19 protein-coding genes and 1 other RNA gene are annotated in these 24,305 nt (G+C 27.2%); 7 read left to right on the forward strand and 13 right to left on the reverse strand.

Annotation, left to right across the window (positions count from 1 at the left end; translation table 11 throughout):
• Positions 1-15 precede the first annotated feature (15 nt).
• Positions 16-1,419, reverse strand: a complete 1,404-nt coding sequence (locus tag R4I97_RS06335; RefSeq protein WP_335784241.1) for a sodium/glutamate symporter — start codon at positions 1,417-1,419, stop codon at positions 16-18.
• Positions 1,416-2,237, reverse strand: a complete 822-nt coding sequence (locus R4I97_RS06340) for a SanA/YdcF family protein (protein ID WP_335784242.1) — start codon at positions 2,235-2,237, stop codon at positions 1,416-1,418. The genes R4I97_RS06335 and R4I97_RS06340 overlap by 4 nt, the downstream gene beginning before the upstream one ends.
• A 118-nt stretch (positions 2,238-2,355) precedes the next feature.
• On the opposite strand from R4I97_RS06340, the gene R4I97_RS06345 reads away from it, so the two are divergent.
• A complete protein-coding gene (locus R4I97_RS06345; protein ID WP_335784243.1) occupies positions 2,356-2,598 on the forward strand; it encodes a hypothetical protein in 243 nt (80 codons plus the stop codon).
• A gap of 9 nt (positions 2,599-2,607) precedes the next feature.
• Here R4I97_RS06345 and R4I97_RS06350 read toward each other — a convergent pair whose 3' ends face one another.
• The gene (locus R4I97_RS06350) at positions 2,608-3,462 is read right to left on the reverse strand and encodes a DUF368 domain-containing protein (RefSeq protein ID WP_335784244.1); all 855 of its coding nucleotides are present in this window, start codon (positions 3,460-3,462) and stop codon (positions 2,608-2,610) included.
• A gap of 258 nt (positions 3,463-3,720) precedes the next feature.
• On the opposite strand from R4I97_RS06350, the gene R4I97_RS06355 reads away from it, so the two are divergent.
• Together R4I97_RS06355 and R4I97_RS06360 are read left to right on the forward strand one after the other, a co-directional pair.
• Positions 3,721-6,795 (forward strand): efflux RND transporter permease subunit, encoded by a 3,075-nt coding sequence (locus tag R4I97_RS06355; protein ID WP_335784245.1) that lies wholly within the window; start codon positions 3,721-3,723, stop codon positions 6,793-6,795.
• 98 nt (positions 6,796-6,893) lie between these two features.
• The gene (locus tag R4I97_RS06360; RefSeq protein ID WP_335784246.1) at positions 6,894-7,817 is read left to right on the forward strand and encodes a tyrosine-type recombinase/integrase; all 924 of its coding nucleotides are present in this window, start codon (positions 6,894-6,896) and stop codon (positions 7,815-7,817) included.
• Positions 7,818-7,897: 80 nt separating this feature from the next.
• Here the strand turns inward: R4I97_RS06360 and R4I97_RS06365 are convergent, their stop codons facing one another.
• Together R4I97_RS06365 and R4I97_RS06370 are read right to left on the reverse strand one after the other, a co-directional pair.
• Positions 7,898-8,650 (reverse strand): MgtC/SapB family protein, encoded by a 753-nt coding sequence (locus tag R4I97_RS06365; protein WP_335784247.1) that lies wholly within the window; start codon positions 8,648-8,650, stop codon positions 7,898-7,900.
• Between the two features lie 20 nt (positions 8,651-8,670).
• Complete coding sequence (locus R4I97_RS06370) at positions 8,671-9,717, reverse strand: ankyrin repeat domain-containing protein (RefSeq protein WP_335784248.1); 1,047 nt, start codon at positions 9,715-9,717, stop codon at positions 8,671-8,673.
• A gap of 217 nt (positions 9,718-9,934) precedes the next feature.
• Between R4I97_RS06370 and R4I97_RS06375 the strand changes: the two genes are divergently transcribed.
• Positions 9,935-10,972: a mechanosensitive ion channel family protein gene (locus R4I97_RS06375; protein WP_335784249.1), complete on the forward strand. Its 1,038-nt coding sequence runs from the start codon at positions 9,935-9,937 to the stop codon at positions 10,970-10,972.
• A gap of 2 nt (positions 10,973-10,974) precedes the next feature.
• On the opposite strand, the gene R4I97_RS06380 is transcribed toward R4I97_RS06375, so the two are convergent.
• From R4I97_RS06380 to R4I97_RS06395, 4 genes are all read right to left on the reverse strand, one after another.
• A complete protein-coding gene (locus tag R4I97_RS06380) occupies positions 10,975-12,771 on the reverse strand; it encodes a methyl-accepting chemotaxis protein (RefSeq protein WP_335784250.1) in 1,797 nt (598 codons plus the stop codon).
• Positions 12,772-12,837: 66 nt separating this feature from the next.
• Positions 12,838-14,025, reverse strand: coding sequence for a DUF4384 domain-containing protein (locus tag R4I97_RS06385; RefSeq protein ID WP_335784251.1), 1,188 nt, complete (start codon positions 14,023-14,025; stop codon positions 12,838-12,840).
• An 11-nt stretch (positions 14,026-14,036) separates the two neighbouring features.
• Positions 14,037-14,987, reverse strand: coding sequence for a ParB/RepB/Spo0J family partition protein (locus R4I97_RS06390; RefSeq protein WP_335784252.1), 951 nt, complete (start codon positions 14,985-14,987; stop codon positions 14,037-14,039).
• 18 nt (positions 14,988-15,005) lie between these two features.
• Positions 15,006-15,770 (reverse strand): ParA family protein, encoded by a 765-nt coding sequence (locus R4I97_RS06395; protein ID WP_295297397.1) that lies wholly within the window; start codon positions 15,768-15,770, stop codon positions 15,006-15,008.
• A gap of 196 nt (positions 15,771-15,966) precedes the next feature.
• Between R4I97_RS06395 and R4I97_RS06400 the strand changes: the two genes are divergently transcribed.
• From R4I97_RS06400 to pta, 3 genes are all read left to right on the forward strand, one after another.
• Positions 15,967-16,245, forward strand: coding sequence for an acylphosphatase (locus tag R4I97_RS06400; protein ID WP_335784253.1), 279 nt, complete (start codon positions 15,967-15,969; stop codon positions 16,243-16,245).
• A gap of 19 nt (positions 16,246-16,264) precedes the next feature.
• Positions 16,265-18,364, forward strand: a complete 2,100-nt coding sequence (locus tag R4I97_RS06405; RefSeq protein ID WP_335784254.1) for a LysM peptidoglycan-binding domain-containing protein — start codon at positions 16,265-16,267, stop codon at positions 18,362-18,364.
• Positions 18,365-18,540: 176 nt separating this feature from the next.
• Complete coding sequence (pta, locus tag R4I97_RS06410; protein ID WP_335784255.1) at positions 18,541-19,542, forward strand: phosphate acetyltransferase; 1,002 nt, start codon at positions 18,541-18,543, stop codon at positions 19,540-19,542.
• Between the two features lie 77 nt (positions 19,543-19,619).
• On the opposite strand, the gene R4I97_RS06415 is transcribed toward pta, so the two are convergent.
• The 4 genes from R4I97_RS06415 to rnpB all read right to left on the reverse strand — a co-directional run bounded on the left by R4I97_RS06415 (position 19,620) and on the right by rnpB (position 24,118).
• Complete coding sequence (locus R4I97_RS06415; protein ID WP_335784256.1) at positions 19,620-21,077, reverse strand: hypothetical protein; 1,458 nt, start codon at positions 21,075-21,077, stop codon at positions 19,620-19,622.
• Position 21,078: 1 nt separating this feature from the next.
• On the reverse strand, positions 21,079-22,833 hold the full coding sequence (gene ptsP, locus R4I97_RS06420; RefSeq protein ID WP_335784257.1) for a phosphoenolpyruvate--protein phosphotransferase: 1,755 nt from the start codon (positions 22,831-22,833) through the stop codon (positions 21,079-21,081).
• A gap of 82 nt (positions 22,834-22,915) precedes the next feature.
• The gene (locus tag R4I97_RS06425; protein ID WP_335784258.1) at positions 22,916-23,629 is read right to left on the reverse strand and encodes a 5'-methylthioadenosine/adenosylhomocysteine nucleosidase; all 714 of its coding nucleotides are present in this window, start codon (positions 23,627-23,629) and stop codon (positions 22,916-22,918) included.
• A 143-nt stretch (positions 23,630-23,772) separates the two neighbouring features.
• Positions 23,773-24,118, reverse strand: an RNA gene (gene rnpB / locus R4I97_RS06430) — RNase P RNA component class A.
• Positions 24,119-24,305 lie beyond the last annotated feature (187 nt).

Here is a 24,305-nt window from a genome sequence, read left to right on the forward strand (position 1 = left end):
CAATTAATTATTTTTTTAATTAGACTTTTTCCTGGAAACAACAAAAACTGCAAAACCAAACAGCAAATATAAAGCAGAAGTTATTATTGCAGTAATCAAATTATCCATAGTAGAACCAATAGCTAAAACAGTATTTAAAATAGGCACAACCAAAAGTCCAGTAACAGACATTAGTGAAAAACCTAAAGAAAACTCACTTAAAGCAGGACTTTTATAATCGGGGTCGCATATTTTAAGAAGCGTCATACCAGTGATAAGCACCCCTGTTAAAGTACCCCAAGAAATTATAGCCCTCTCAAAAGTATAATCATCTTTAAATAATATTTTGGTAAAATAAAATACTATTAAATATGTAAATACAAATCCAAGCACGCACATAACAATTATAGGAGCCATATAAGTTATAACTGCCTCTATTGGTAAACTTGTTATAGCAGATACTATAGCAAAATCGCTTAAAGTACCCATTATTTTAGCCTTTACCTTAGAATCTACACACCAAGATAATTTTAGTTTTTTTATAGCAAAGTTTAATGCAAACATTATTATCATAGCATAAGTCCAAACAGGCAAAACATTAAGCCCCTGTATACCTATTTTTTTTATGAATCCTAATACAATATAAGCAACAGCACATACGCTAAATATAATAGCAAGATGAAAAGTTATAGTCTCTATTGAACTGCTAAAAAAAGTCTCTCTTCCCAAACTAACCTGCTTAGATATATCATTATTATAACCAACCTTTGTAGGGTCTTCATTAGATATTTTTTTTACTATATTGGTTTTATTTTTTCTTATAGCAATATTAATAAAAACTATACCAAAAAGTATGCCTCCAATAAGCCCGATAGTAGCAGTAGTTAAAGCAACACCCTGAGCAGTTTCTTGTATTATTATAGGAAGCCCAAAGCCTTCAAGCAATTTACCAGTAGAAGCTGCAAGACCATGCCCACCTGCAAAACCAGCAGAAAGTTCATAACCAAATGTTCTATACATTGGTATGTTTGGAGATATTTTTGTAAATAATATATTTGTAGCATAGCCTATAGCAGATTGAGCCATACTTGCACATTGAAATATAGCAAATAGCATTAAAACCTTGGCAGGATAAAGTGATTTTATAGTTTTGTTTTCATTTAAGAACATACCCAAAGGAATGGCTGCAAATATCGGAACAGATAAAATACCTGGTAAAAGTGAATAAAACTTAATATATTCAACTGATATTGAATAACTTGAAAATCTTCCTAAAATTTCTGGAGATATAATTAACCCTATAAATCCGCCTATCACAGAAGCAGGCAAATATAATTCTTGAAAAAGTTTTACCCTTGCCCTTAAAAAAGTGCCTATTAATAATAATATAGACAAGAGTCCTAATGCTTGAAGTAATTGAGTTAATAATTGCGAAGTCATTTTTTTTCCTGATATGATTTTTTATTTAATTTATTGCTTTTGGTTTTGATAATTTCTCTCTCTTCTATTTTTATGTGGTCGCCATAAAACTTTGGAGGTCTATTAAAAATAATATCGGCAAACATTAGTAATCTTGCACCAACCTCTCTTGGAAATTGTCTTATTCTATATAGCTTTCTTACATTATTAGCACTATAGGCTATGGCATTAATATTTTTTTCTCTTGCTATAAATATAGCTCTCTCATTATGAAACGGCTGAGAAACTATAGTAAAATTACTTAAATCAAAAACCCTATTCGCTCTTAATATAGAATCTCTTGTTCTAAAACCAGCAAAATCTAAAAATATATGCCTTTTATCAACTCCAAGCTTTATTAAATCTAAACGCATTTGTCTAGGTTCATTGTAAGATTTATGCCTATTATCACCGCTTACAAGTATATATTTTATTTTCCCATTAGTATATAACTCATAAGCAGCATCCATTCTAAACTTAAAATACATATTTATTCTGCCGTCAGACAAATATTTACTCGTTCCTAATACCAAAGCAACATCATTATATGGAATCTCTTCTATAGAATCATATATGTATTTCTTTGAATAACTCGATACACTAAAATAGGATATTAAAGCTATAAAAACAAAAATAATAACAAACTCTAAAATAAATTGATAAAAAGAGTAAACAATAAGCAAAATATAATTAATTATTTTTATAAATATATTATTATAATTCTTACTAATATAATTAAACTCATAGGCTATTAATTTTATTTTTTTTATATATTTATTTTTCAATCTATTCAACACCATATTAAAACAACACAGTCCAAATTATTATTATTTTTTAATATTATCGTAAAAAACATAGGGAACTTTCCTTATAAATAATTCGTCTAATATTACATAATAAAACTCATTAGGATTGTTTATGTTAAAAGCAATATATATATCTATAATATCATTATTTTTACTCTCTTGCAGAGGTGTACCATATCACCATATGGGTCGTTTTGACGGACCTGGTCCTATACCAGGAGGTCCAGTATTCTTTGACCATTTCTTTGGAGTACATGGAATACTTAATATTATAATTAAAATTCTTATAATTATTGTCTTAGTTTTTGCAATAAAATATATATACGACAAAAACAAAAACAACAAAAAAGAATAGTTATAAAAATTATCTATTATCCGGGTCAAATCTCTGCAAAAGCCTTATTAATAAATATGCTGCCAAAAACATTACAGCACATAAAGCCCACTCAATACCTTTTGGCACTCCAGGGAAAACCTGTATAATAGAGCCTAATACAAAACCTGATATTATCAAATAAGAAGATTTCACATAATGCTCCATCCAATATTCAAGCAGTTTTGTAGTAAGTATAACTCCTAAAATACACCCTATAGCTAATGGAATTAAATATGGAAAATACAAATTATGAACGGCATCAACAGTCTCTTTATATATTCCCAAAAGCAAAAACATATATGACACACTTATACCAGGAAGTATCATTGCAATTGCCACAATTAAACCAGCAATTACAAGTATAAAATACATAAATGTTTCGCTTCTATTGCCGTTTCCGCTAAAAAAGCCTTCTGGTATCATTGATATTAAATATACTATAGCAGCACCTAATAAAATATATACAATACTTAAAAAATCAAATTTATAGGATTTTGTTTTATTGTATACTGTATTAAAGCCCCCAAGTGCAGCCCCCATAAAAAAGAAAGAAGAGACCGTATAATATTTTTCTATTAAGTTTGACAAAGGCTTTGAAATTATCACCATACCTAAAACAGATCCGACACAAAAAAATATTAAAAATAAAAAGTTTAGTTTATTTTTTGAAATATAGTTTTCATTTTTTGAGAAAGTTAGTATACCGCTTAAAGAAGCTATTAATTTATCGTATATTCCAAGTATCATAGCCATAGTGCCTCCGCTGAAACCCGGTACAAGCATTGAAGCTCCTATTATAAAGCCTTTAATAATTGTGTATATATAATTACCTATAATTTTCATAATTTTTAATAAACCTCTCATCAATTTTTAAATACATATTTTTTATACTTTATTTTGGAAAGTGATAATATATTAACAAACAATTTTAATCAACTATTTTTTTACATTTTGTTTACATTTTTTACAATAAAAACATATAGACTTTTTTATGTAATTCATAATGTTTTATTAATATATATTGAACAATAATTATTGACAGTTCTACTTGAATATTTTTTATATATAAATATAATTATTGTAATTTTTATATATAAAAACATGAAAAAGTTTATACTGCTTATAATAAATAAACCTACTACAGTATCTGTTACTTTAGTTTCTGTATTTATAATAGGATTTGTAAGTATATCTAAATTAAAAGTAGATTATTTACCAAATATGGAGATTCCTATAATAAGCGTAAAAACAGTATATGAAAACTCTGCGCCAGAAGAAGTTGAAAAGAATGTTACAAGAATAATAGAAAGTGCTATATCTTCAGTAAATAACGTAAAGAACATCAAATCAAAATCAAAAGAATCAGAATCTAATGTAGAAATAGAATTTAATTGGGGAACAGATTTACAAACTGCTGCAGATGACATCAGAGAAGCAATAGATATGATAAGAAGCGAGCTGCCTGATGATGTTGATAATCCAAATATTTCAAAGTTTTCAAGCGATGCAAGTCCTATAATGGAGATAGCATTTTTTGGTATTGATAATTTAAGTGCATTATATGATTTAATAGACAGCAGAATACTCACATCATTAGAGCAAATTGAAGGAGTGGCGCAAACAGAGATAAGAGGCGGACTTAAAAAAACTATTTATGTAGATATAAACCTAAATAGGCTAAATGCATATTTTATCAATATTAATGATATAGTAAAAACTCTCTCTATAGAAAATCAAAATATAGTTGGAGGCGAAACTTATGAGGGAGTTTATAAATATGGAATAAGAACCAAAGGAGAGTTTAAAAATATAAATGATATAGAAAATGTAGTTGTAGCTTTAAAAAATAATATATTTCCTGTAAAAATAAGAGATATAGCAAATGTGTATGAATATTATGATGATGAAGCTGAGATAGTGAGAATTAATGGTCAGAAAGCAGTAAGTGTAGCTATAACAAAAGAATCTGGTGCTAATATCATACAAATATCAAGAGATGTGAATAAGAGATTAGAAACAATAGACTTACCTTATGGTGTATATTATAAAGTATTATTTAATAGCTCTGATACAATCAACAATTCAATAAAAAATGTAATAAGTACAATATGGCAAGGTGCTTTATTTGCAATAATAATTCTTATGATATATTTATGGGATATAAAAAGCGTTATTATAATATCAATATCAATACCAATATCAGTAATAACAACATTTATATTAATGTATTTTTTGGATATATCAATAAATATTATCTCTCTTTCAGGGTTAGTTCTTGGTGTTGGAATGATGCTCGATAACTCTATAGTTGTTCTTGAAAACATTTTTATACATAATAAAGACTCTAATAATATAATAGATAACATAAAAGCTTCTGTAAATGGTGCTAGTGAGGTTTCTATAGCAATAACAGCATCAACTCTAACAAGCGTGTCAGTTTTTTTGCCGTTTTTGTTCGTAAAAGGACAAGTAGAGCAAATGTTTAGTGATTTATGCTTAACTGTATCAATATCGCTATTAACTTCTCTTTTTGTTGCTATCACAATAGTGCCTTTACTTGCTTCAAGAATTAAAAATAATAATTTTAAGTTTACAAAATTAGAGACATTTTTTCAAAATAATATTCACAGCAAAACAGAAAAGTTTTATTTAACACTATTATCATTAGTGATGAGAAATAAAAGAAAATCATTTTTTATAATATTTTCAGTGTTATTTTCTTTGCTAATATTAATGCTCATAAAAATACCCAAAGAAGGCTACCCTGTGTCTGATGCGGGGACAATAATATCAAGACTAAGAATGCCTGTTGGAACGAGGGTGCAGTTTACAGATTTATTTATTGATAGAATGGAAGATGATATAGAAAATAGTGTTGGAGAAAATATAGATTATTATGAAACAAGAGTGAGAACGGGAAGAAATGAACATCATGGAGAGGTGAGAGTAAAATTAATAGACAGAGAAAAAGGAAGAGATAAAGATATTAACTATTATATAGAAGAGATAAGAAATAAAGTAAATGGCTACCCAGGAAGAATAGAATTAAATTCAGAAAATGTTGCAATGGGAAAACCTAAAGATTATAGCTCTATTATAATAGAAGTAGTTGGAGATAATTTGGATATGGGCTATGATGTGGCAAGCAATGTTATTAATGCAGTTTCTAAAGTAGAAGGAATAAGAAATGTACTTATAAAAGAAGATGACTCAAATCATGAAATATTATTTACTATAAACAGAGATTTAATATCAAAAATAGGAATTAGCTTAGATACTATAGGAAGCATAATTCGCACTTCATTTAGCGGCACTGTTGCAAGCACTATGACATTAGAAAACTCTTTATATATAGATTCTGATATAGTAGTAAGGCTTGAAGACGGTACAAGAGAAAATATAGACGGTGTATATAAATTAATGATACCAACAGGAACAAACATTATACCAATATCATCTGTAGTGCAAATATCTAAATCAACTGGCCCTACAGAAATAAACAGAAAAAATGATAATAGAATAATAGAAATAACAGCAAGCTCTTATGGAAGAGCTGTAAACGAAATAATATCAGATATAAAAAAAGAATTAAATAATATATATATACCAAGCGGATTTTTAATAAATTTTTCAGGTGATTATGAGGATATGCAGGAATCTTTTCATCAATTATTAGTATCATTAATAATGGCTATAGTTTTTGTTTATGCAATAATAGCAGGACAATTTGAATCATACATAACACCTTTTGTAATATCTTTATCTGTGCCTTTTGCCTTATTTGGAGCATTAATATTTCTCTATATTAGCGGAGAGACTTTGAATGTTTATAGTGCAATAGGTATTATAATGCTTGTTGGTATAGTTGTAAATAATGGAATAGTTTTAATAGATTATATGAATAAAATTGTATTAGAAGAAAATATATCTTGGAATGAATCAGCTATAAAGGCTTGCAAAAGAAGATTAAAGCCTGTACTTATGACTTCTTTAACTACAATTTTAGGAATGCTTCCTATGATGCTAAAAATAGGTAATGGTACAGAAATGTATAAACCATTAGCTACTGCAGTTTGCGGAGGGCTCTTATTTTCTACAATATTTACCCTTATAATAATACCTGCTGTATATTCAAGTTTTAGAAACAGGTTCGATATAAAAAGAGAATATGATTAATAAAAAAATAAAATTCATTGTAGTTAACATACTTAATCAATTTATAAATAAAACTTTCGATAATTATTTAACTATTATATTATTAAAAGGGCTTATTTATGGAAAATCAATTAAAAATAATAGAGATTAATGAGTTAGAGAATCTATTAGAAGAGTTTGCAGATTATTTACAAACTTTAAATTATGCCGCTCATACAATCAATAGTTATACTAAAGACTTAAAAGAATATATAAAATTCTTAGAAGATAATAATATAAACTTTAATGAAGCTACTCACTACACTATAAGAGACTATTTTGCCTCATTAAAAAATAAAAAATTAAAAAACGCTACAACTTCAAGACACCTCTCTTCTATAAAGAAATTCTATAAATATTTAATAAGAAATGGTTATTCTGATAAAACAAGAATAATAAACATGAAAAGCCCCAAAAGAGAAGAACATATAGCAAAATTTTTATCGCTTAATGATATAGATAAAATATTAGCAATAGAAGATGAAAATGATTTTACTATTATAAGAGATAAGATGATGGCTATATTTATGTATGCTATAGGTTTAAGGGCATCAGAGTTAATATCTATTAAACTTAATATGATACATAAGGGATCTACAACTTTAAGAATACTTGGTAAAGGCTCAAAAGTGAGGGAAATACCGTTAATTCCTATAATATATGATAATTGGGATTTGTATATGCAAAAAAGAGCTATTATACAAAGAGAATATGCTGCAGATAATAATTATTTATTTATAAACAGATTTGGAAAACCTATAAGCGATAGAAGTGTTAGAAACTCAATGAAAAGGCTTATGAGAATGGCTAATATAAGTGTAGATTTTTCTCCGCATACTTTAAGACATACATTCGCCACACATCTTCTAAATAATGATGCTGAAATTAGAGGGGTTCAAGAGCTACTTGGGCATGAAAGTATATCAACAACTCAGAGATATACGCATGTTACAAATGATAGGCTTTTTGAAGTGTATAATAAAGCCCACCCTCATTCAAGATAAAATATAATTTTTTTAAATTTTTATAAAAAAATAAATCAAATAAAAATTTAAGTATAGCATAAATAATAATTACTTTATTATTACAGGCTATTTAAATTTATTTTTTCATTCATACGATTTAATTTTTTTATGGGTTTTATATTAGAGTTGATAAAAATTTTTTCTATATTGTTATAGTCTAAATTAGGCACAAACACATGTATTTTTCCTATTATATTTGGAACTTCATTTTTATTTTCTTTCCAACCTATAATTTGAAACCTCATAATTTTTATGCCAAATTTATCTATTTCACTTTCAATATCAATTTTATTATTATATTCTATTAAATATATAATAGAATGATTTTTATGCGCCAAAAAATAAGGAGCTCTATAAATTGATGTGCTTAAAAATATACAAAAACAACCAATAGCAGAAAGCACCCATTCTCCAGAGCCTATAACTATTCCCAAACAAGCAGTAACCCAAACAATGGCCGCAGTAGTTATTCCATGTAATTTACCCCTATTTTGTATAATCATACCAGCACCTAAAAAACCAATGCCGGAAACAATCTGTGCTGTTATTCTGCTGTAATCTGGCATGGAATATAATAATTTGCTTCCTATCTCCATTAATTGACTATTTTGAATCAATATAGTTTTTGCAAATATTTCTTCGTAGCAAGATAATATAGCAGCTCCCATACATACAATACTTGTAGTTCTGCTTCCTATAGGCTTTTTATGCTGCGCTCTCTCCCACCCTATTAAAGCCCCTACTATATATGCTACTAATATTCTTGTTGTTATCTCTAATATATTATAATTTTCAGCTATAGTTTTTATCATTAAATATTTCCTATTTTTCACTACTTCTTTTCAATATAAGAGTCAAATAATTCTATTACATCTTTTCTTTTTTTTCTTGCTGCAAGTCTGTATGCAGTATTATCATAATTATTTCTATCTGTAGGATTTGCTCCAGCTTTTAACAGCTCTTCTATAATATTAATATCTGTGCCGAATGTTTTATAAATTATTTTATTATACTCTTCTACCTTTTTCTCATATTGATACATTACAGAACGTATTAAAACACTGTTTCCATTTCTATCTCTCGCTTGAACATCAGCTCCTAATTCTATTAATTTTTTTATATTGTCTAAATTAGCATCTTCTCTCTCTATTGAATACATTAAAACACTTTTTCCGCTATTAGTTTCATAAGAGTTTACATCAGCCCCCAATTCTATCAAATCAAATACCATGTTAGTATTATTATTTTTTGCATTATAAATTAAAGCATCATTTAAATTACTGGCTCCCGCTTCTATTAATCTTTTTGTAATATTTAAATCTTTTGATGCTGATAAAGGTGATTTTCTTATAGCCCCTTCATAATTTCTATATACAACTAATAGAGTTTCAGCATTAACATTAGCTCCCATCTCTATTAAATAATTTATAGTGTCAATATCTCCGCCCTCGCAAGCACTTACTAAAGCACTATTAATATCTTTTGCCCCCATGTTAATAAGCTCTTTAACAATATCTAATTTACCGCCAAAAGCAGCATAACTAATTGCTATATTATAATTACTAGCGCCAGCATTATTTAACTCTTTAGCTATATCCCAATACCCTTCCATACATGAAATATAAAATGCCATATCAACATCTTTTGCTCCAAAATTAAGAAGCTCCCTTACAATATCAATATTACCATTTTTTGCCGCATACATTAAAGGTGTCATATTATATTTAGAATAAAATACATCTAAATTATCACCCTCTCTTATTATCCTTTTTATCTCTTCTATATTATTATCATCTATACTTTGCATTAAATTATTTTTACTTTGGGAAAATAAAAATGAAGCATTGATAATTAAAATAAATACTATTACTTTTTTCATAATACATCTTTCCTATATACTTTTAAAATTATCGGAAAATAAACATAATATTAAAAAATATTTTTTATTTATTCTCTATTAGGTTATATGTCATTATGTATGGTTTTATAATTTATGGAAAAACACTGCAAAAATAATTAAAATGCAAAATTAATCTTTGACATAATACAATTTTTTTAGTATAGTGTTATTATAAAACTAATTGATTGGAGTTCTCATGGAATATCTAAAAGAGACAATTTTTTATGGAAACAGTTTATTTAAGTATTTAATTTCTTTGGTATTATTTATTACAAGTTTTGCTATTATGAGAATTTGTCTTTTGATTTTAGTAAGACTGTTAATGAAAGTTAATGTTAAGTTTCAGAATTCTTTTTTCGCTGCTTTGGCAAAAAGTATAAAAAGAAGGAGCATTCCTGTTATATTGGTGGCTTCTATAGCTATAGCAAAATCCACATTAGTATTGCCTAAGGTATTAGGAGGATATTGGGGTAAGATATTAGCTGTATGTATAATTGTTTTTTCTGTATTATTTATATGCGATGTTATAACTAATTTTACAGATAATTATTTATCGCAGAAAAAAAATGTTATTATATCTGATGGAATAATTACTTTAACAAAAGTATTGGTATGGATAATTGGTATTTTAACTATACTTTCAAATGTGGGGGTTAATGTTACTACATTTATTACAGGTCTTGGTATTGGAGGTGTAGCTGTTGCATTTGCAGCTCAAAGTATAATAGCCGATTTATTTAATTATTTTGTAATAGTTTTTGATAAGCCTTTTTTGAAAGGAGATTTTATTCAGATTGACCAAGATTTGGGTACTGTTGAATATATAGGAATTAAATCCACTCGCATAAGAAGAAACACAGGAGAACAGCTTTTAATATCTAATACTAATTTACTTGCTTCAAGAATACAAAACTATAGAGTATTAGAAAAAAGAAGAAAATATATGACTATAGGAGTTGAGTATTCTACTCCTATAGAAACGCTTAAAAAAATACCTGATTTAGTAAAAAGTATTATTGAAAGTGAAAACTCTACTACATTTTATAGTGCGAGGTTTATAGAATTTGCTGATTCTTCATTAAACTTTGAAGTGATATATTATGTTAATATTGCAGATTATGCTGAATTTGTAAAGGTTGTAGAAAACATCAACTATAAATTAGTAGAAGAGTTTGCTAAAATTAATGCTAACTTTGCATTCCCTTCAAGAACTGTTTATCTCAGTAAAGAGTAGATTTAAGGCTTTAATTTAAAATACTCTAATTTGTAATGTACATTTAAAGTATCATCTGCTACTTCTTTACCCAAAATAGAACTTTGATGAACAAGCTGTGAGTTTTCCTGTGTTATAGTGTTTAATTCATTCATAGCTAAATTAATTTCTTTTACACTGTTCTCTTCTGTAGATACAGAATTATATACTTCCAAAAGAAGATTTGATACTTCATTAGCTGAATTTTCTATCTTTGAAAGTATATCTAAAGAATGCTTAACAGATTCATATCCTACATCTATTTTAGATAATGTTTTTTCTATAATATTTGTTATGTTTCCTGCCGCCTCATTAACATTATTAGCTAAGTTTCTAATTTCTAAAGCAACTACAGCAAAGCCCTTGCCTTGTTCTCCTGCACGAGCTGCTTCTACCGCTGCATTCAATGCTAAAATATTGGTTTGTAATGCAATATCTTGTATAAGTTTTGTAATATTAGAAATTTCCTTGCTTGAAGATGATATATCATACATATTATCAGATATTTTATTAACCGCTTCTACTCCGCTCTTTGAAAAATCTCTTACCTTTATCCCCATATCTTTTACTAAATTGCTATGTTTAGATGTCTCTGATATTGATGAAAAAAGGCTTTCTATAGAACTTGTTATTTCTTCTATGGCAGCCGCCTGAGATGAGGTTCTATCAGACAAATTATAAATTCCATTGGATATTTGAGCAGTAGAGTTTTTAATGCCGTCTATATGTGATTTTATGCCATAAACTATTTGAGATATTTTCTCTTGCATATCATTTAAAGAGTTAGTTAAATGACCAGATTCATCTTTTAATGATAAATCTTTTTTATTAAAATTACTATTAAAATTTCCTTCTTTCATCAAATCTATTATTTCTATAGAATGATTTAATGGCTTAATTACTTTTGATACTAATAAAACTTCAATAATAATTAAAACTATCATAATTAATAATATAACAAGCATTATCAAATGATATTGAATATTGATGTTTCTCGCATCACCTTTAAAAATAAGTATCCATGGAGCATTTGATAGAGTTTGTATACTATACCATTTATCTTTATATATTTTTGTTTCATTTAGATGAGAAGAAAAATTATCTTTAAAATTGGCAAATAATGGGTCTGTAAATAAATTATTATCTTTATTTAATAGATATTTTTTATCATCATGTGTTATATATATTCCTTCTTGTGATACTATATTACATTCACCATCAAAATTTTTTTTTACATCTTCAATTATTCCATTAATATCTGTAAAATCTATAGAAAATACTCCAAGCAAAGAATTATTAGTATAAGCAGCCTTACTAAATGTAACAGTAAGTTCATTTACTATAAAATCTATATAAGGCTCGCTTATATAAACATCATTAGTTAAAACAGCATTTTTATACCAATCTCTCGAAGTTTGGTCATAAGAACGGTCATATTCTGTTAATGTGTTAATAAAAACACCCCCTTGAGAATAAGGTACCGTTTCTCCATAATATACATTTAAATATCCTTCTTGTGATTTGGCAATATTAGTAAAAAAGTTTCCTATTGTTTCTATATTTGGATTTGCTTCGAGATTATTTATTACTGTATTTACTGTATTTTTTATCTCATTAATTTTACCTTCAGTGATATTTTTTAAGTTTAAGGTTTGAAAATGCTTTTCTTTTAAAAATTTATCTATATATATTGGTTTATAAATCAAATATATCAATACAAATGATGCAAATAAAAATATTGAAAAAGTAAAAATAAATTTAGACATCAAGCCTTTTTTCATTAAATTAGTCCTAAAAATAAATATGATTGTGAAATTATAATATAAATATGAAAAAAAGCAAATTTGCTATATTTCCGGCTTTGAAACAATATATATTTTGGATATTTGCCAATCATTAGATAGTTTTAATTTTAGAGATGACTTTAATTTTATTACCATTTCAGCAAATCTGCTCTTATTTCCTAATTTAAATCCATCTCCGCTAAAATACTGCTCTTCTAACCATACGGCTTCATTTTTCATAAATATTGCATAAAAACTATCTAGCCCAAACGGTGCAGAAACTACCATCTTAAAAATAGAGCCTTCTGGAGGAATTGTATATTCTGTATTAGAATCTATATTATTTTTGCGAATATTATTATTTTCCATATAGTTATTAAAATCATTAGGATGCATTAAAATAATATTGCCGTCATTTTGCAGTGCCAATATATATAAATAGCCATCTTCTGTAGAATTAAAATTTATTTTAAATGTTTCATTTTCTATTATTTCACCGCTATCTTTTATAATAATACTTTCATTGCTTGATGTAATTCTCTCTATTTCAAAGTTTAAATTAATATTTCTATTTTCATTAACAATAGAATCTAATATACTTTTGGCAAAATAATATTCCAAGTAAGTGCCTATTGTACTAATTTGAGAATTTGCTTGATTTGAAGCTATAGACTTATATTCTTTAAGAGTTTCTCCTTTTGCTATATCTATTACTGTGAAATTATAAAAAAGTTCATACTCATTTGTTGCTGTATTATTAGTATTTGAAGGTTCTCCTAATTTTTCTTCTATTATTTCATTTAAATCTTTTTTTTCTGAGGTATAATTATCTAATTTATCTAATGCGTTTACTATATCATTAGAATAAGATTGAATATTTTCATTTGTTAGCAAAATATTTGTTATATTGTTTGTTGCTAAATTATTGGCTGCTATGTTATTTGTATTTTTTAGTTTAAGTTCGCTATCCATTATTATTGCAACATTAACTTTTAAATTTGATGCTACAGTTAATCCCTGTTGTAGTGTTAATTCATTTGTTTTGAATAACCGTTTTTTCATTCTATCAACTGTTATAGTGTATGGGTGTTTTAGATATGGAAAACGGTTTATAGTTCTTACAATATCTTTTCTTAAAGGAGAGTTATTTTTTAATTCATAGTTCAAATCTACTATAGATATTTTTAGTTGTTCTCTTGAATATAAACAAAATATATTTAATAATAATATGATTAGAACTTTTAATTTCAAAAAAATATCTCCTAATATTCTATAGTAGTATGTTTAATAGAGTTAGTATTAATATTATGAATATTATCAAGTATATCCATTATCCTCGATAAATCATCAGCACTATAATATTCTATTATAATTTTACCTTCTTTACCTTCTTTATCTATTACATTAACTTTTGTAGAAAATATTTTCTCCAAATCATTTTCTAATTTTTTTATATTAGGGTCTTTCTTATGTTCTTGTTTTATATTTTTATTTTGTGTATCATTATTTTCTTTTATTACATCTTTTGATTCTTTTACTATTCTTTCACATTCTCTTACAGAATAGCCTTTTTCTATTATTTCTTTAGCAAATCTTTCTCTCTCCTCATCATTTTCACTAAAAGAAAGTATAGTTCTTGCATGACCTTCTGTAAGCTTATCTTCTAATATTAGATTTTGTATATTTTCATTTAACTCTAATATTCTCATAGAGTTTGAAATAGTGCTTCTGCTTTTACCAACTCTATTAGCCAATTCTTCTTGCTTGATATTTAAATCATATATCAATTTTTTGTAGCTTCTTGCTATTTCTATTGCGTTTAAATCTGCTCTTTGAATATTTTCTACAAGTGTAAGTTCGAGCATTTTAGAATCAGGAATATTTTTTAATACTAATGCTGGTACCTTATCTTTGTTTAAATATTTAAATGCTCTAAATCTTCTTTCGCCGGATATTATTTGGTATTTGCCGTCTTTTTCTCTTAATGTAACAGGGTTTATAAGTCCATTTTCTTTTATAGATTCTGCAAGACCTTTAATTTCTTCTTCATTAAAAACTTTTCTCGGCTGATCTGGGTTAACATCTATAAGAGAAATATCTATTTCTAATATTCCATTTTTTTCTGCTTCTTCAACAGCTCTTTTTATTTCCTTATCGGTAGATTTTATTAAGGCATTCATACCCTGACCGCCAAGTCCGCCTTTTCTGCTCATATATTATTACTCCAAAAATTATTTAGACCTTTCTATAAACTCTTTTGCAAATTCTTTATAACTCCTAGCACCAATACACTCTTTATCGTAATCCGTAATAGCCTTTCCATAAGACGGCGCCTCACTCAAACGTACATTTCTTGGTATCATAGTCTTATAAGTTTTATCTTTAAAATAATTAACAACTTCTCTAACAACATCATTGCTTAGATTAGTTCTTCCGTCATACATCGTTAATAATACACCTTCTATATATAAATTAGGATTCAAATTCTCTTTAACTAAAGATATAGTATTATTAAGCTCCCCCACACCATCCAAAGCATAAAATTCACATTGTATTGGTATAAGCACAGAATCTGCAGCAGTTAGAGCATTTAAAGTAAGAATACCCAAAGTAGGAGGACAATCAATAAATACATAATCATAATTATTTCTTATTTTTTCTATAGCTTTTTTCAATTTATATTCTCTTCCTATCTCACCTACTAATTCTATCTGAGCACCTACCAAATCAGAGTCCGACGGTATGAGATAAAGATTTTCTTGATATGTTTCTATTATTACTTGTTCTATATCAGCCTCACCAATTAGAATATCATATATACCGTATTCCATTTTATCTCTTGTAACACCTATACCCAAACATGCATTAGCCTGCGGGTCTATATCTATTAATAAAGTTTTATATCCCATAGATGCTACTATAGAACTTAAATTAACAGCTGTTGTTGTTTTACCAACGCCGCCTTTTTGATTTACTATTGATATAATTTTAGACATATAAAATAACCCTTAAAATTAGTATATTATAACAAAAGTATATATTTTATCAAGGTTTTAATAAAATTATAAGTATAAGTTTTTTCTATATTTTATATAAGATATAATAACTTTCTATCATATTAATGCTGAAAAATCTAATTTTCAGTAAAAAATAAAAAATAAAAATAATTCTATAATATCCGATAAAATATTTATGTTTAGAGTTAATATTTTATTAAAAGGAAGAGTTCAGGGTGTAGGATTTAGATACTATGCCAAACAAACTGCAGATGCTATGAATATAGTAGGAAAGGTTTGGAATAATTATGATGGGTCTGTCGAAATAGAAGCATATATAAAAACAAAAAGTGAAATAGAAGAGTTTGTTGCTAAAATGAAAAAAGGTTCTCCTATGTCTAGCGTTAAAGAATCTAATGTTGTGGTACTAGCTTGCGATCCTCCTATAGAAGATAGTTTTGAAGTAGATAATTGAATTAGATGTTGGGAGGGTTATGAAAAATATTTTTTTTATATGCTTTATTGCAGCATTTTTCTATAATATTTCTTTTGCTGTAAATTATGTTGATTACAAAGTAGAAAATGGAGATACGCTCTATGGTATAGCTTTTGCTCATGATATGAAAGCTAGTGAGTTTTTAAAACTTAACAAAATAGATAATCCAGATTCATATAAATTAAAAGTTGGAGAAACTCTAAAAGTAAAAGAGAAAGAATATGATTTGGTATATGATGTTAAGGCTAAGTCTTATGGATTAAAACCAGAGAAAAAAACATCTTATATAGACTATAAAGTAAAAGATGGAGATACTGTGCTTGGTATAGCATTCGCTCATGGAATGAGTGCAAGTGAGTTTTGTATTATAAATAATATAGAAGATTTTAATAAATATCAATTAAAAAAAGGTGAAATATTAAAGGTTGCTAATGTTTCAAATATAGAAGAAAAAAAAGTAAATAATAATGTAGAGAGTATAAAAAAAGAAATAGAGCAAAATAAATATACAGATTATAAGGTAAAAGATGGAGATACTGTGCTTGGTATAGCATTCGCTCATGGAATGAGTGCGAGTGAATTTTGTGCTATAAACAATATAGAAGATTTTAATAAATATCAATTAAAAAAAGGTGAAATATTAAAGGTTGCTAATTCTGCAAATATATCAAGAGAAGAAATTTTAAATAATAATAATAATAATAATAATAATACAGAAGAAATAAAAGATCAAATAGATAGCAACTATATAGAATATAAAGTGAAAAATGGAGACACTCTTTATGGTATAGCATTCTCACACGGAATGACTGCTAATGAGTTTTTAAAACTTAATAAAATAAATGATGCAAACAAATATAATCTTAGAGTTGGAGAGATTCTTTATATAAAAGATAATAATAATTCTAATATAGAAAGAGTAGAAAATAAAGATATAATAGAAGAAATAAAAAAAGATATAAATATAGAAAAAGATAGTGATAATTATGTAAACTATAAAGTAAAAAATGGTGATACACTATATGGTATTGCTTTTGAAAATGACATGTCTGTTAGCGACTTTTTACAACTAAATAATATATCAGACCCTATAGCATATAAACTTAAAGTAGGTGAAACATTAAAAATATATCCTAAAATACAAAACAAAGTAGACACATCAAGAACAACTAAAATCTACAAAGTAAAAAGAGGAGATACTCTTGGTGCTATAGCTATAAATAATTCTATGTCTTTAGATGAACTTTTAAAATTAAACTCTTTAAGAAAGGATTATGTATTAAAGATTGGAGATAATATAAAAGTATATGATAAAATATCTGTTAAGCTTGACAGTAACTCTATAGAGAAGGCTGATTATATAAAAATAGAAAGTTATAAAGTGAAAAGCGGAGATACTTTAAGCGAAATAGCCCTCGCTAAAAAAATGGATTTAGTAGAGCTTTATTCATTGAATGGATTAGATAATAACTATGTATTAAAAGCAGGCGATGTATTAAAAGTATATGGTGAAAGAGAAAAAATTAACAAAATTGTTATTTCTAATTATAAAGTAAAAAAAGGAGATACTTTATATTCTATAGCAAGAAACAATAAAATGGAGTTAAAAAAGCTATTAGAGATAAACAATATAAAAGACGCAAATAAATACTCTTTACAGATTGGAGCTAACTTAAAAATAGAAACTATAAAAAGCGAATATGCTGATGAAACTATACCAGATTCTTCATTCCAATGGCCTTATAGAGGAATAATAGTTGCAAGATATGGTGTTGATACATATAAGCTTGCAAATAGAGGAATAAATATATTAGGAAAAATTGGAGATGAAGTATTATCTGCAGACTATGGTATTGTAGAATATGCTAATGATATTAGAGGTTTTGGCAAAGTAATTATAATAAAACATAAAAATGGTTTTACAACCTCTTATGCTCATTTATCTAAAATAGCAGTAAAATTGGGGGATATAGTAAACAAAGGTGATTATATAGGTAATATAGGAGATACTGGTTTGGTTGATAAGAGCGAATTGTATTTCAAGATATCATATAGAGGAAGAGCATTAGACCCTATAAAATTGCTCCCTAAAAACTAATAAAAATAGTTTAAATAAATTAATTATATTTCATATTTTTTATTGTTTTCTGTCATAAAAATAATAAACATCAAATTCAACAAAAAGATTATATCATTAGAAATATAATTGTTTGCAAAATAATTGTTTATGCATTAGAATATTACAAATTAATTTTTATTAAGAGGTATTTTATTATGGCATCATTTATGGATAGTTTAAGAGAAAAGGTTAAAGCTAATCCTAAAAGCATAGTTTTAGCAGAGGGGTATGATGAAAGACATGTTAAGGCTGCTGTCATACTAAAAAGAGAAGGCTTAGCAAAAGATGTTATTTTAATAGGCGACAGGGCTAAAGTAGAGGCTTTAGCAAGAGAAAATTCTCTTACATTAGGAGATAGTTTTGCTAGAGTATTTGACCCTAAAGTAGAATCTAAAACAGAAAACTATATAGAATTATTATTTAAGGCTAGAGAAAAAAAAGGAATGACTAGAGAACAAGCTAAAGAACTTATCGTTTATAATTCTGTATATACTGGTGCTGCTATTTTAGCTGATGGCGGGGCTGATGGTATGGTTGGAGGTGCAGTATATGCTACAGGCGAGATGCTTAGAGCTGCTTTATTTTTAATAGGCTTAAAACAAGGTATTAAAACTTTATCTTCTACATTCTTTGTAGAGAGCCCTGATAAGGCTTTATTTGATGATGGTATAGCTTGTTTTGCTGATTGTGCTGTTATACCTGATCCTACTTCTGAACAGCTTGCTGATATTGCTGAGTCTACTGCTGATTCTTTTAGAAAAATGACTGGTAAAGATCCGAGAGTTGCTTTCTTATCTTTCTCTACTAAAGGTTCTGCAAGCCATGAATCTGTTGATAAAGTAATAGAGGCTAAAAAAATATTAGATTCAAGAAATGTTAATTTTGTTTATGATGGTGAGCTTCAATTTGATGCTGCTATAGTTCCAAAAGTAGGAGAACAAAAAGCACCTAATTCTAAAGTTAAAGGTAATGCTAATGTACTAATATTCCCTAATTTGAATGCTGGTAATATTGGTTATAAAATTGCTCAGAGAGTTGGTAAATGTACTGCTATTGGTCCTATGCTTCAAGGTATTGCTAAACCTGCTAATGACCTTTCAAGAGGCTGTTCTGCTCAGGATATAGCTGATTTAGTAGTTTTAACTTCTTTGCAATAATTTAATTTATTTAATTTAATAATAAAAAAAGCCCCTTAAATATTTTAAGAGGCTTTTTTATTTTTTTTTATTATTTTTTAATCTACACTATATTCAGCTTCACTGTCTCCGCTTATAACAAATCTATAAGGATTCGTAGGCATTATCTTTACTAAATAATTATATAAAAGTGTTGAACTTTGTAATACTGACGTGTTGGTATTATAATAAAAATACTTTGGATATTCTAAAACATAGTCATAATAAAGACTGTCTTTAGAGCTTACAATCTCCCCTATTTTATTATTAACCTTCCACAAGAAATATACTGATTTATCTGTAAAATAATTTGTAGTTTTTTGATTTAATATATAAGAAAAATAATTTGCAGATTTTAAATAATCATAATTCTTATAATAATTCATAGCAGACTTATAATGTTCAAATACATCTTTTACTTTTTCTATGTCATTAGTCATATATCTCGAATAGCTCCAGCCGATTATAGGGCCATAGTATGTGTCATATCTCACTAAAGACCAATCCTCGTTTTCTCTCTCTTTGTTATTATATACATTTGTTTGCTTTAATACTGTAACAAAGTCGTAGTTTTGCATTACATATAACTCAGTCTCTTTTCCTATACTAATTGCCGGAATTCTATCTCTTATAATGATTCCATTTCCTCTTATATAATAATCTTCATTTAATACAGGCTTAATTGCTTCTATTCTTTCTTTAATTGTGCCCATTGTTTTATCATATTCTGTTTTTTCATTAGCAGTTAATTCAAAAGGAAGTACATCTGGAAAATATGATTTATTATTTAATATATTCTCCTGAAGTATACTTGTTCTATATTTGTCTGAAAATCTTTTTAAATAATTTACATTGCTTAAATATTTTTCTTTATCTTCTGTAGATGATATTGTTTGAAATCTATGGCGCATTCCAAAGTAATAAGCAAAATCTTTAAGCGGGAATACACTTTCACTATCAGCAACTATTCTGTCAAATATAGCTCCGTTAAATGTGTATACATTATCTTTAATTTTTATTCCTAATTGATTATAAATATTTAATAATTCTTTGCTTCTCTTTGTAGTTGAAGTATTAACATTAGTGTTTGCCGAATTTTCCTCGCCCTCTACAATCCCCTCAGATATTAGTTTATTGTAGAAACTATCCATATAGAGCGGGTCATTTTCTACCATATAAATCAAAGCCTGCCCAAGTAAATATGAGGCTTCGCTTTGATAATAACTTGAAGGGTATGTAAACAAAAATCTCGCTAAAGTTTCAAAACCATCTTTATAGTTTGATGATAATATTTGATCTCTTCCTTTTAAGAAAGTTGTTAATTCATTGTAGGGTGTTTGTGCATTTACTTCCTCTTTTTTGGGAAGGGATTTTAAAAATTCGCTTAAAGCACCATTATCTTCTGTATTTTCTATTGTTTTTAATTTTTGAAATTCACTTATAGAATCTTTAACTTTACAAGATGTTAAAGAAGAAATTATTAATGTAATAATTAAAATATTTTTTATAGTGTTCATTTTATACCTTTTGAGTTTGTAGTTTCTTTATAAAACTTTCTAAAATAGATTTAGAAAAATCATTGTTTTTGTTTTCAAGCATAGTATCAACTAATTTTTCACATTCTTCTATAGATACAGACCTTATTATATTTTTCACTTCTGCTATAGAAGTTACAGACATGGATAATTCTCTAATTCCAAGACCAAGTAAAATAGGAGTATACATTGGAACGCCGCCCATCTCTCCGCATAATGTTACTAGTTTATTATTATCTTTTGCTGTTTTTATAATATGCTTTAATATTCTTAAAACAGATATATCTATAGGATTATAAAGATAAGTTAATTTTTCATTTGTTCTATCACATGCCAATATATATTGCGTTAAATCATTAGAGCCTATAGAAATAAAGTCTGTTTCTTCTATAAGTAAATCTATGATAATTGCTGCAGAAGGAGTTTCTATTAAGGCACCTATTTTTATATTGTCATTATATGCTATATTTTCTTTCTTTAATTCTTCTTTTATTTCATTAATAAATTTTTTAGCCTCTAAAAACTCTTCTAAAGTACTTATCATAGGTATCATTATTTCTATATTTCCATACACAGAAGCTCTTAATAATGCTCTTATTTGATTTTTAAATATTCTTTTGTTTGATAAACAAAATCTTATAGCACGCCATCCTAAAAATGGATTATCTTCTTTTATATTAAAGACTCCAAGAGATGGCGCCATTTTATCTCCGCCAATATCTAATGTTCTTATTATTACTTTACCATTTGCAGATGAGGCTATTTTTTTGTATACATTAAATTGTCTCTCTTCTGTCGGTAAAGCACAGCTATTGCCGTCATCAGAATAAATATATAAAAACTCTGTTCTATAAAGTCCTATTGAATCTATGCCATATTTTATAACGCTTTCCATTTCTTCAGGTATATCTATATTGGCATTTATAGTTATTTCTGTATTATCTTTGGTTATAGCTTTTTCTTTGGCATCTTTAATAGATTGCTCTTTATATTTTTTTAATTTTTCAGATAATAAAGTGTAATTGTGAGTATCTTTATCATTTGGATTTAATATGACTATATTACTCCTACAATCTATTATGATTTTTCTATCATTCTTTGCTCTATTAGTAATATTTTCTACATTAAAAATAGTAGGTATTCCAAAAGATTTAGCAAGTATAGCAGCGTGAGAAGTATAACCTCCTCCTTCCACTATAAATCCGCCAACACCTATACTGTTAAACTTTAATACATCGCTTGGTGTTAATGTTTTAGATATTACTATGCAGTCTTTTGGTATAGAAAATGTACTCTCTGTGCTAGGGTTTAATAAATTTCTTATTACTCTGCCCTTTATATCTATTATATCACTAGCTCTCTCTGAAAGCATTCTATTATTAAAAGCAGATATTCTATCAAAATATTCTGTTATCACACTATCATATACATATTCAACATTTAATAATTTCTCTTTTACCTCATCTTTTACCTGTTTTATTATTACAGGGTCTTGAATAAGCAAAATATGCATAGATAAAATATTTTTTAAATTATTATTAACATTAGCTATTAAATATTCTATTTGTTTTTTGGATTGTTCTATAGCCTTATCTAATCTTACATGCTCTTCTTCAACATCTTCTTTTTCTATATTATACATTGGGGTTATTAATGAATTAAGATATAGGAATGAATCTCCTATAGATACATAATTACCGATGCCGTTTCCTTTTAGTATAGTTCTTTTATCAGGCATAATCTCCCCAATATTATGTTAATTTAATTATATAATTATAATATATATGCAAATATTTTCAATAGTAATAAAAAAATAATTATTAAATATTATTAAGCATTTCTATCACTATTTTTTTAGAATTTTCTGCTGCCTTAGCTACAAATTTTGGAAAATCTACCACCGCATCACTATCCGCTTTATCAGATAATGAACGTATAACTACAAAAGGTACTTTATACATCAAAGCTGCATGAGCAACAGCGGCACCTTCCATTTCTATAGCACCAGCTTTAAATTTATTATGTATTTGTTTAACCTTTTCATTGTTACCTACAAATTGGTCTCCAGTGGCTATTGTATCAATATAAACTTTATTTTCAGTTATAACTTTTTGAGCTGAAACTTTTGCAAGTTCTATTAAAGATTTATCAGCAGGATAATAATTATCACTATATCCTTTCACTAAAACTGTAAGTTCATCTCCATCTAAATCGCTTGTATCAAAATCATGCTCTATTAAATCTTTTGATATAACAATATCAGATATATCATAATCAGGATTGCCTGAACCAGCAACGCCTGTAAAGATTATTTTTTCTACGTTAAATTTTTCTATAGCAATAGTTGTAGCAATAGCAGCATTAACTTTTCCTATACCAGATTTTAATAGTACAACATTTTTACCGCATAGCACCCCTTTATAATATATAATATTAGCTATTTCAATTTCTTCTATATCTTTTATCAAACCTTTAAAATTAGTAATTTCACAGTCCATAGCACCGATTATTGCAATTCTTTTTATTTCAGACATAATATAATTTTTCTCCTTAAACATTAATAATTATAATCTATTATATATTAAAACTTTATTTTTATAAACTTATAATTCTATTTTTTTATAAATGATAATTTTAAAATAGTTTTTATAAAGAAATTATTAAAAAGTAATTAATAATAAGAAGCGGAGCTATAAGCCGTATTCTGTCATTTAAGGTAAACATTTATCTAGATACTGCATTGCTGAAGTACTCAAGCGAGCTACCTGAAACCTTTATGAAAAGGGCAATCGGTTTCTGTTTGCTCTTGCCTCTCATGGGGTTTACACTGCCATTCATGTCGCCACAAATGCGGTGTGCTCTTACCACGCCTTTTCACCCTTACCTAAAAATAGGCGGTATATTTTCTGCTGCACTTTCCATAGGCTTTCGCCTTCAAGCCGTTAGCTTGCATGAAGCCCTTTAGAGGTACGGACTTTCCTCAGTATTAGTTTTTTAAATACCGCGTTTACCCACTCCGCATAGTTTGTTACTTTATTATAAAAACAGAAAAATGTCAATTACCTCATTATATATTGAAAGTTTTTAAAGTTTATCAAAATCTTTTTAATTTTTTATTTGCGGCGGCTTTGCCACACCGCTGTGCGTGCTCGCAATACCCCAACTTCTTTTGCGACCGAAGGGAGTGCCTGTGGCGTGTCCCAAAGAAGC

The organism is Brachyspira pilosicoli (genome assembly GCF_036997485.1).
GTDB lineage: Bacteria > Spirochaetota > Brachyspiria > Brachyspirales > Brachyspiraceae > Brachyspira > Brachyspira pilosicoli_C.